The organism is Halomonas sp. BN3-1, from assembly GCF_003056325.1.
Lineage (GTDB): Bacteria > Pseudomonadota > Gammaproteobacteria > Pseudomonadales > Halomonadaceae > Halomonas > Halomonas litopenaei.
The window spans coordinates 1-1351 of record NZ_PYVV01000036.1 but is presented as its reverse complement, the minus strand read 5'-3'; the positions used below and the strand labels follow the sequence as shown (position 1 = coordinate 1351).

Genomic DNA, 1351 nt, shown 5'->3' with positions numbered 1-1351 from the left:
TTAATGAGATGGTCAGCCTGACCTCGAAGCCCAGCAGGCTATGCTTGCTGGGCTTCTTCTTTTCAGAGGACCACGCTCATGACCGCTCCCGCCATCATCGGTATCGACCTGGGCAAACGCAGCTTCCATCTGCATGCTCAAACTCGCCACGGCAAACCCTTGTTCCGCAAGGCGCTGTCACGCCAGAAACTGCTGTCGCAATTGGCCCAGCAGCCTGCCTGTCGGGTGGTCATGGAATCCTGTGCCGGAAGCCATTACTGGGCCCGCCAGATCCAGGCGTTAGGGCACGACGTACGGCTGATTCCGCCCCAGTACGTCAAGCCCTTCGTCAAGACCAACAAGAACGATTTCGTGGATGCCGAGGCGATCTGCGAAGCGGCCTCACGTCCGGCCATGCGCTTCGCAGCGATCAAGAGCGAAGACCAGCAGATCCTCTGTGCGCTACACCGTACTCGCCAAGGGCTGGTCGCCGAACGCACCGCGATCATGAATCGCCTGCACGGCTTCCTGCTCGAATTCGGGGTGGCCTTGCCGGTCGGGCATGCGGCGATCCGTCGTCTCACGAGCTATCTGGAAGGCTTGCCACCCGCTTTCGTGGCGTTGGCTCAACGCCTCCAAGGGCACTATACCTGGCTAAGTGACGAGATCGCGGTTCTCGAGAAAACGCTCGAGCAGCATACCCGCTGTAACGATGGTGCCCGCCGCTTGATGACGGTGCCAGGAATCGGACCCATCACGGCCAGCGCCATCGTCGGCGCGGTAGGTGATGCCTCGCACTACCGTTCGGGACGTGAGTTCGCCGCCGCCCTGGGGCTAGTGCCTCGCCAGTACGCAACCGGCGGAAAGCCGCGACTCCTGGGTATCAGCAAACGCGGCGATGGCCATCTACGACGCTTGCTGGTGCAGGGTGCCCGCGCGGTGATGCAGCGCCAGGATCAGCGTAACGATCAATTAGGTGACTGGCTGAGAGCACTGGGTTGCCGACGGCATTCGAATGTTGTGGCCTGTGCCTTGGCTAACAAGATGGCCAGAATCGCCTGGGCGATCCTGGCCAAAGGGGGTGAGTTCCGTCCATCGCCGGGGGCGACACTCGCCTGAGAGGAGATACCCTGTCACGGGTTTTGCGGCGTAGGATCACGATGACGACAAACGGCTCACTGCCTGTCCGAGAACCTGACAACAAAAACAGCACATTGATGCTGAGGCTTTTTTGAGGTCGGACAGGCGCGGCTTCTCATCGAGGGCCGGGCGCCAGTGATGCGTGCCCATCGAGAGCCCGAATACATTGGCGCAAGCCCACTTTGTCAATGTCGTAGATCCACGTTGCAAAAGCCAGGCTGACCATACATTT

General features: G+C 60.5%; 1 protein-coding gene. It reads left to right on the top strand.

Going from position 1 to position 1351, the window contains the following annotated elements:
- Positions 1 to 78 precede the first annotated feature (78 nt).
- Positions 79 to 1098: an IS110 family transposase gene (locus C9F12_RS22170; RefSeq protein WP_108450237.1), complete on the top strand. Its 1020-nt coding sequence runs from the start codon at positions 79 to 81 to the stop codon at positions 1096 to 1098.
- Positions 1099 to 1351: the final 253 nt, after the last annotated feature.